Raw genomic sequence first — 8204 nt, 5'->3', positions numbered from 1 at the left:
ACGCCGTCCCACCGACACCATTCCCATGTAGGAGCGCGCCCTGCGCGCGATTTCGCGGGCAGGGCCCGCTCCTACAGGTTGCCGGGAAACACGGTATTGCTCCCCCGTAGGAGCGGACCTTGTCCGCGATCGGATTCACCGGCCACGCCGGACGCCCCGGTGGCACGGATGGCGGCGGATAACCGCGAACGGTTATTCGCCCTACGTCAGATCTCCCGCGTCGGCACGTGCCCGAACAGCTTCTGGGAGAAGCGCACGCGCTCTTCCGGGGTTTCCTGCACGCCCTTGGCCTGCAGCTCCACCAGGTGGGCTTCCACCGCCTGGGCGCGGCCGGTCAGGCCGCAGTCGTTGGCGATCTGGATGTTCAGGCCGGGGCGGGCGTTGAGTTCGAGGATCAGCGGGCCCTTGTCCTGGTCCAGCACCATGTCCACGCCGATGTAGCCCAGGCCGCACAGCTCGTAGCAGCCGGCGGCCAGCTTCATGAAGCCGTCCCAGTGCGGCAGCTGCACGCCGTCCACCGCGTTGGTGGTGTCCGGGTGCTTGGCGATCTTGCGGTTCAGCCAGGTGCCTTGCAGGGTGATGCCGGTGGCCAGGTCCACGCCCACGCCGATGGCGCCCTGGTGCAGGTTGGCCTTGCCGTTGGACTGGCGCGTCGGCAGGCGCAGCATGGCCATCACCGGGTAGCCCATGAGGACGATGATGCGGATGTCCGGCACGCCCTCGTAGCTGATGCTGCGGAAGATCTGGTCGGGGGTGACGCGGTACTCGATCAGCGCGCGGTCGCGGTGGCCGCCCAGGGAGTACAGGCCGGTGAGGATGCTGGAGAGCTGGTACTCGATCTCCTCGCGGCTGATGATGCGCCCGGAGACGGTCTTGAAGTTGCCCTCGAAGCGGTCGGCGATCACCAGGATGCCGTCGCCGCCCGCGCCCTGCGCCGGCTTGATGACGAAGTCGTTGCGCTCGCCGATGATGCTGTCGAGCTTCTCGATCTCCTTCTCGGTGGAGATGATCCCGTACATCTCCGGCACGTGGATGCCCGCCGCGATGGCGCGCTCCTTGGTGATGATCTTGTCGTCGACGATCGGGTATAGGTGGCGCTTGTTGTACTTCAGCACGAAGTCCGCGTTGCGCCGGTTGATGCCCATGATGCCCTTGGCTTCCAGGGCTTTCCACCGCTTGATCAGGCCGAACATGGCTCAGTCCTTCAGGAAGGCTTTGAAGCGGAACAGCTCGGTCAGGCGGTAGCCGCGGTAACGGCCCATTGCCAGCATGAAGGCCACCAGGAGCAGCAGCACCGCCGGGAAGGTGAACACGAAGTACACCAGCTCCGGCACGCGCATCAGGATGTGCGCCAGGGCCGCGGCGAACAGGGTGCCGATGGCGGCCTTCATGGCGTGGGCGGCGCCGCGTTCTTCCCAGGTGATCGACAGGCGTTCGATGCTCATGGTCAGGATCACCATGGGGAACAGCGCCACCGACAGGCCGCTCTCGAAGCCCAGGCGGTGGCTGAGCAGGCTGATGGCGGCGATCATCACCACCACGAAGGTCAGCACCACCGACAGCCGCGGCAGCATCTGCAGCTTCAGGTGCTCCAGGTACGAGCGCAGCGACAGGCCCAGGGCGGTGATCACGGTGAACAGGCCGATGCCCCACTGCAGGCCGGTCTCGCGGAAGGCGAGGGCGATCAGCACCGGGGTGAAGGTGCCGAGGGTCTGGATGCCGATCAGGTTGCGCAGGACCAGGATCACCAGCACACCGAAGGGGATCATGATCATGATCTGGAAGGTCTGCTGGGTGGACAGCGGCAGGCCGTACAGCGAGTAGTCGAGGAAGGAGGCGTCGGTGTTCTCGTTGGTCAGCTTGGCCAGGCGGATGGCGTTCATCTCGCTGTTGTTCAGGCTGAAGCTGATCAGCGCCTTCTTGCCGCCTTCCACCGCCAGCAGCGGCTCGTCGCCCAGCCACCAGATCAGGCGGTCGGCGGGCAGGCCGCGTTCGCCGGTTTCCGGGTTGAAGTACAGCCAGTCCTTGCCGTTGTAGCTGCGCAGCCACAGTTCCGGGCTCTGCGCCTGGTTGGCCAGCAGGCGCAGGGTGTGCACGCGCTCCATGGGCACGTGGGCCTGGGCCAGCAGGGTCTCGACGATGTAGGAGCGCTTCTCCAGGCTGGTGTCGCCGGCCAGCAGCAGCTTGACGTTGTCGTCGGCCAGGTTGTTGGCGCGCTTGATGGTTTCGCTGACGAAGGTCTCGATGTCCGCCGAATGCTGGCGGATGGGCGCGATCAGCGCCTCGGCGGCGATCTTCTCCGGGCCTTCCAGGGGCGGGCTGTCACGGAAGATCGGGCCTTTCTCCTTGGGCTGCTCGCCGCTGAAGCGCTTGGTCAGCACCAGGCGGTAGTAGAGCGTCTGCTTGCCGTTGGCGCGGCGCGAGGACCAGGTCACCTTGCGGTTGCCGTCGGCGCGGTTGATGCTCACCCCGTAGTTGTTCGAGACGAAGCTCTCGTTGAGGCTGACGTAGCCCTGGGTCAGCGGCGGCACGAACATCTGCACCTTGACCGGGGTCTTCGGCGTGGCGACGAACTCGACCTTGGCGTCGATGTTCCACAGGTCGTCGGTTTCCGCCTCGGTCATGGGTATGCCGAGGATGAAGATCTGGTAGGCGGTGATGGAAACGCCCAGGACCACCAGGATGGCGATCAGGATCTTCAGGTGCAGGTTGATGGAGCGCATGGGCTTTACTCGGCAGGTTTCGCAACGGGGCAGCCGGGCTGGCCGGCGGCGTATTTCAGGCTGGGGTCGACCAGGGCGCCGAAGCGCTTGAGCGCGTCGGAACCGATCAGCAGGGGGTATTGGAATGCGCTGCGGTCGGTAAGGTTCACTTCGATGGTGCGGCGCAGCCTGCCCAGGCAGACGTCCAGCTCGATGACCGGGCGGGCGGTGTAGGCCTTGTCCTCGTCGGGGTCGAAGTCGCCGTGGCGGCGCTTGATCTTGCTGATGCGTGCCAGCGGCCGCTCCAGCGGCTGGCTGTCGGCGGTGTCGGTGGCCAGGTAGAAGCGCACCCAGGTCTCGCCGTCGCGCTTGAAGCGCTTGATGTCGCGGGCGCTCAGGGAGGCGGTCTTGGCGCCGGTGTCGAGCTTGGCCGCCAGCACCTGGTCGAGCTGGCCGACGTGGGCGTATTCGATGAGCCCGTAGACGGTCTTGCCGGCGGCGCCGGCGGGGCCGCCGAAGGCTGCCAGGAAAAGCAGGAGCAGCAGGGCTGTGGGCTTGAGTCTCATAAGTCCTGAGCGCTGGGGGCCGTAGGCCAGTGAACGGGGGCATCCGGCAAACGCCACGGCCTGCGGGCGAGTCATCCTTGGCTGGGCGGGTGGGCCCCCAGGAGGGATGCGGGGGCGCGATTCTAGCACGCAGGTCCCGTGTGACGACACCCGCCGGGCCCCGGCGGGCGGCAGCGTGAGCCGTGTCACAGGGCCGGGCGGGGCTACTTCAGGCGGCGCTCGACGCCTTTCTCCACCATGATCTTGGCGGCGATCTCCTCCACCGAGAAATGGGTGGAGTTGATGTAGGCGATGTTCTCGCGGCGGAACAGGTTCTCCACCTCGCGCACCTCGAACTCGCACTGGGCGAAGCTGGCGTAGCGGCTGTTGGGCTTGCGCTCGTTGCGGATGGCGGTGAGCCGGTCGGGGTCGATGGTCAGGCCGAACAGCTTGCCCTTGTAGGGCTTGAGGGCGTTGGGCAGCTGCAGGCGCTCCATGTCCTCCTCGGTCAGCGGGTAGTTCGCCGCACGAATGCCATATTGCATTGCCATATAGAGGCAGGTGGGCGTCTTGCCGCAGCGCGACACGCCGACCAGGATCAGGTCGGCCTTGTCGTAGTAGTGGGTGCGGGCGCCGTCGTCGTTGTCGAGGGCGAAGTTCACCGCGTCGATCCGCTCCATGTAGTGCGGATTGTGGCCGATGCTGTGGGATTTTCCGACGGAATACGAGGAGTCCGCGGATAATTCCTGCTCCAGAGGGGACAAAAAGGTCGAGAAGATGTCGATCATGAAGCCGTTCGACTGGGCCAGGACCGCCCGGATCTCACGGTTGACGATGGTGTCGAAGATGATCGGGCGGGCACCGTCCGCCTGCGCAGCCGCGTTGATTTGCTGTACCATTACGCGCGCTTTTTCTTCGGTGTCGATGTACGGCCGCGTCAGTTTGTGGAAATGGATGTTCTCGAACTGCGCAAGGAGACTCTGGCCGAGGGTTTCGGCGGTGATGCCGGTTCCGTCGGAAATGAAGAAAGCCGTACGTTTCATTGCGCTGCGGGCCTTAATGTAGGAAAGAATCCTGAGTATGATAGGCCGCGCTTTTGCAAGGCCTCCTGCCGGGGCATTGTCACTTATTTTTCTGGCGTCGGCCAGAAAAGGGGCAGCGTCGCGGTGGCCCGTTTGAGCTTTTCCAACATTCAGTGGAGAGATCACCTTGGTAGAGTACGTAGTTTCCCTCGATAAGCTCGGCGTCCATGATGTCGAACATGTGGGGGGCAAGAACGCATCCCTGGGCGAAATGATCAGCAACCTCGCCGGTGCTGGGGTTTCCGTGCCCGGTGGCTTCGCCACCACCGCCCAGGCCTACCGTGACTTCCTCGAGCAGAGTGGCCTGAACGACCGCATTCACGCCGCCCTGGACGCCCTCGACGTCGACGACGTCAACGCCCTGGCCAAGACCGGCGCGCAGATCCGCCAGTGGGTGATGGACGCCGAGTTCCCCGCCCAGCTGGACGCCGACATCCGCAAGGCCTTCGCCGAGATGGCCGGCGGCAACGCCAACATGGCCGTCGCCGTGCGTTCCTCGGCCACCGCCGAGGACCTGCCGGACGCCTCCTTCGCCGGCCAGCAGGAGACCTTCCTGAACATCCGCGGCGTGGACAACGTGATCCGCGCGGCCAAGGAAGTCTTCGCCTCCCTGTTCAACGACCGCGCCATCGCCTACCGCGTGCACCAGGGCTTCGACCACAAGCTGGTCGCCCTGTCCGCCGGCGTACAGCGCATGGTCCGCTCGGAAACCGGCACCGCCGGGGTGATGTTCACCCTGGACACCGAGTCCGGCTTCCGTGACGTGGTGTTCATCACCGGCGCCTACGGCCTCGGCGAGACCGTGGTGCAGGGCGCGGTGAACCCCGACGAGTTCTACGTGCACAAGCCCACCCTGGAGGCCGGCCGCCCGGCGATCCTGCGCCGCAACCTGGGCAGCAAGGCGATCAAGATGATCTACGGCGACGAAGCCAAGGCCGGCAAGTCGGTCAAGGTGGTCGACGTGGAGAAGGCCGACCGCGCGCGCTTCGCCCTGAGCGACGCCGAGGTCACCGAGCTGGCCAAGCAGGCGCTGATCATCGAGAAGCACTACCAGCGCCCGATGGACATCGAGTGGGCGAAGGACGGCGACGACGGCAAGCTGTACATCGTCCAGGCCCGTCCGGAAACCGTGAAGAGCCGTTCCAGCGCCAACGTCATGGAACGCTACCTGCTGAAAGAGAAGGGCAAGGTCCTGGTCGAAGGCCGCGCCATCGGCCAGCGCATCGGCGCCGGCCCGGTCAAGGTGATCCACGACGTTTCCGAGATGGACAAGGTGCAGCCGGGCGACGTGCTGGTCTCCGACATGACCGACCCGGACTGGGAACCGGTGATGAAGCGCGCCAGCGCCATCGTCACCAACCGCGGCGGGCGTACCTGCCACGCGGCGATCATCGCCCGTGAACTGGGCATCCCGGCCGTGGTCGGCTGCGGCAACGCCACCGCGGTGCTGAAGGACGGCCAGCGCGTCACCGTGTCCTGCGCCGAAGGCGATACCGGCCTGATCTACGAAGGCGAACTGGGCTTCGACGTGCGCCAGAACTCGGTGGACGCCATGCCCGAGCTGCCGTTCAAGATCATGATGAACGTCGGCAACCCGGACCGCGCCTTCGACTTCGCCCAGCTGCCCAACGAGGGCGTGGGCCTGGCCCGCCTGGAATTCATCATCAACCGCATGATCGGCGTGCACCCCAAGGCGCTGCTGAACTTCGCCAGCCTGCCGGCGGACATCAAGGACAGCGTCGAGAAGCGCATCGCCGGTTACGACGACCCGGTCGGCTTCTACGTCGAGAAGCTGGTCGAGGGCGTCAGCACCCTGGCCGCGGCCTTCTGGCCGAAGAAGGTCATCGTGCGCCTGTCGGACTTCAAGTCCAACGAATACGCCAACCTGATCGGCGGCAAGCTCTACGAGCCGGAAGAAGAGAACCCGATGCTCGGCTTCCGCGGCGCCTCGCGCTACATCAGCGAATCCTTCCGCGACTGCTTCGAGCTGGAATGCCGGGCGATGAAGAAGGTCCGCAACGAGATGGGCCTGACCAACGTCGAGCTGATGGTGCCCTTCGTGCGTACCCTCGGCGAGGCCTCCCAGGTGGTCGAGCTGCTCGCCACCAACGGCCTGAAGCGCGGCGAGAACGGCCTGAAGGTCATCATGATGTGCGAGCTGCCGTCCAACGCCCTGCTGGCCGACGAGTTCCTCGAGTTCTTCGACGGCTTCTCCATCGGTTCCAACGACCTGACCCAGCTGACCCTGGGCCTGGACCGCGACTCCGGCATCGTCGCGCACCTGTTCGACGAGCGTAACCCGGCGGTCAAGAAGCTGCTGGCCAACGCCATCCAGGCGTGCAACAAGGCCGGCAAGTACATCGGCATCTGCGGCCAGGGCCCCTCGGACCACCCGGACCTGGCCAAGTGGCTGATGGAACAGGGCATCGAGAGCGTGTCGCTGAACCCCGACTCGGTGCTCGACACCTGGTTCTTCCTGGCCGAAGGCCAGGCCTGACGCCAACCGGACCTCCGGGTTCAGGAAGGGCGGGTGCTTGCACCCGCCCTTTTTCGTGCCAGCTCATTCAACGATATGCACAGCAGTAGCCGACTCTTCCCCGTGGCGCTCGTCAGCGCCGAACTGCGTGGCGACCTCACCGAGGACGTCTACCGCCTGAAACCCAACAACAGCCCGGACCCCAGCGTCGAGCTGGCGCTGACCCGCCTGGGCCTGCCGGACCGCGAGCAGCGCGGCGTGCCGGTGATCCTGGTGCACGGCAGCTTCTCCAACCGGCGCTTCTGGTACTCGCCCAGGGCCATCGGCCTTGGGCCCTACCTGGCGCGCGCCGGCTTCGACGTATGGATACCGGAGATGCGCGGCCACGGCCTGTCGCCGCGCAACCTCGACTATTCGCGCAACAGCGTCGCCGCCTACGCGCGCTTCGACCTGCCGGCCATCGCCGCCTTCGTCGTCGAGCAGAGCGGCCAGGCGCCGCACTGGATCGGCCATTCCCTGGGCGGCACCAGCCTGGCCGCGGCCCTGGGCGGCGGCTACCTGGCGCCGCAGCAGGTCGCCAGCGTGGCGCTGTTCGGCAGCCAGGTCAGCCGCGACTACTGGGCACTGAAGCTGCCGCCGGTGGCCTGGAGCGGGCGCTTCCTGCTCAAGCGCATGGGCGTGATCCCCGGCCCGCGCCTGCGCCGCGGCCCGGAGGACGAGCCCATCGGCCTGGCCCTGGAGGCCCTGCGCTGGTACGGCCTGTTCGGCCGCTTCGGCGAGCGCGGCAACGACTGGTGGGCCGGCCTGGCCGAGGTGCGGGCGCCGGTGCTGGCGGTCAGCGCCGAGGGCGACCGCCAGGACCCGCCCTGGGCCTGCCGCAAGCTGTTCGAGCAGTTCGGCTCCGAGGTCCGCGAATACCTCTGTTTGGGGCGCCGGCAGGGCTTTTCGGAAAACTTCGGGCACGTCGAGATGCTGGTGAGCAAGGCTGCCCAGCGCGAGGTCTGGCCGCAGGTCCTGCACTGGCTGCAACACCAGGCGCTGCCCCGGCAGGCGAATGGCGCGGGTGGGGCGGCGCAGGGCGGATAATTGGTGTCCGGCGAAAACGGCGGATAACGCCGTAGGCGTTATGCGCCCTACGGGATGGCGTGGGTGGGGCCGTTGGCCGTGCCGCCGGGGCGTCCGGCGTGGCCGGTGAATCCAATCGCGGACGGAGTCCGCTCCTGCGGGAGAAATGCCATGCCTCACGGCAGCCTGTAGGAGCGGGCCCTGCCCGCGATTCGCGCGCAGGGCGCGCTCCTACAGGGAAATGGCGTGGGTGGGGTGGCGTAGGAGCGGATCTCATCCGCGAATCGCGCCTGAACCTCCGGCTATCGCGGACAAGGTCCGCTCCTACGGGGGA

General features: G+C 66.5%; 6 protein-coding genes. 2 read left to right on the top strand and 4 right to left on the bottom strand.

Annotated features, from left to right (window positions below; all coding sequences use genetic code 11):
* Nucleotides 1-206 precede the first annotated feature (206 nt).
* The 4 genes from VV867_RS30580 to ppsR all read right to left on the bottom strand — a co-directional run bounded on the left by VV867_RS30580 (nucleotide 207) and on the right by ppsR (nucleotide 4290).
* A complete protein-coding gene (locus tag VV867_RS30580; RefSeq protein WP_009618710.1) occupies nucleotides 207-1193 on the bottom strand; it encodes an alpha-L-glutamate ligase-like protein in 987 nt (328 codons plus the stop codon).
* A 3-nt stretch (nucleotides 1194-1196) separates the two neighbouring features.
* Nucleotides 1197-2723: an osmotic stress tolerance membrane protein RloB gene (gene rloB / locus VV867_RS30575; RefSeq protein WP_109935460.1), complete on the bottom strand. Its 1527-nt coding sequence runs from the start codon at nucleotides 2721-2723 to the stop codon at nucleotides 1197-1199.
* A 5-nt stretch (nucleotides 2724-2728) separates the two neighbouring features.
* Complete coding sequence (gene rloA, locus VV867_RS30570) at nucleotides 2729-3268, bottom strand: retropepsin-like aspartic peptidase RloA (protein WP_275626987.1); 540 nt, start codon at nucleotides 3266-3268, stop codon at nucleotides 2729-2731.
* Nucleotides 3269-3471: 203 nt separating this feature from the next.
* A complete protein-coding gene (gene ppsR, locus VV867_RS30565; protein WP_009618715.1) occupies nucleotides 3472-4290 on the bottom strand; it encodes a posphoenolpyruvate synthetase regulatory kinase/phosphorylase PpsR in 819 nt (272 codons plus the stop codon).
* Between the two features lie 166 nt (nucleotides 4291-4456).
* On the opposite strand from ppsR, the gene ppsA reads away from it, so the two are divergent.
* Nucleotides 4457-6826 carry a phosphoenolpyruvate synthase gene (gene ppsA / locus VV867_RS30560; RefSeq protein ID WP_342523731.1) on the top strand — a complete coding sequence of 790 codons (2370 nt, stop codon included), beginning with the start codon at nucleotides 4457-4459 and terminating at the stop codon, nucleotides 6824-6826.
* A 75-nt stretch (nucleotides 6827-6901) separates the two neighbouring features.
* Nucleotides 6902-7891, top strand: coding sequence for an alpha/beta fold hydrolase (locus VV867_RS30555; protein ID WP_275626985.1), 990 nt, complete (start codon nucleotides 6902-6904; stop codon nucleotides 7889-7891).
* Nucleotides 7892-8204: the final 313 nt, after the last annotated feature.

Source organism: Pseudomonas sp. JH-2, from assembly GCF_036231725.1.
In the GTDB taxonomy this organism is placed as follows: Bacteria; Pseudomonadota; Gammaproteobacteria; order Pseudomonadales; family Pseudomonadaceae; genus Pseudomonas; species Pseudomonas delhiensis.
This window is presented reverse-complemented; position numbering and strand designations above follow the sequence as displayed.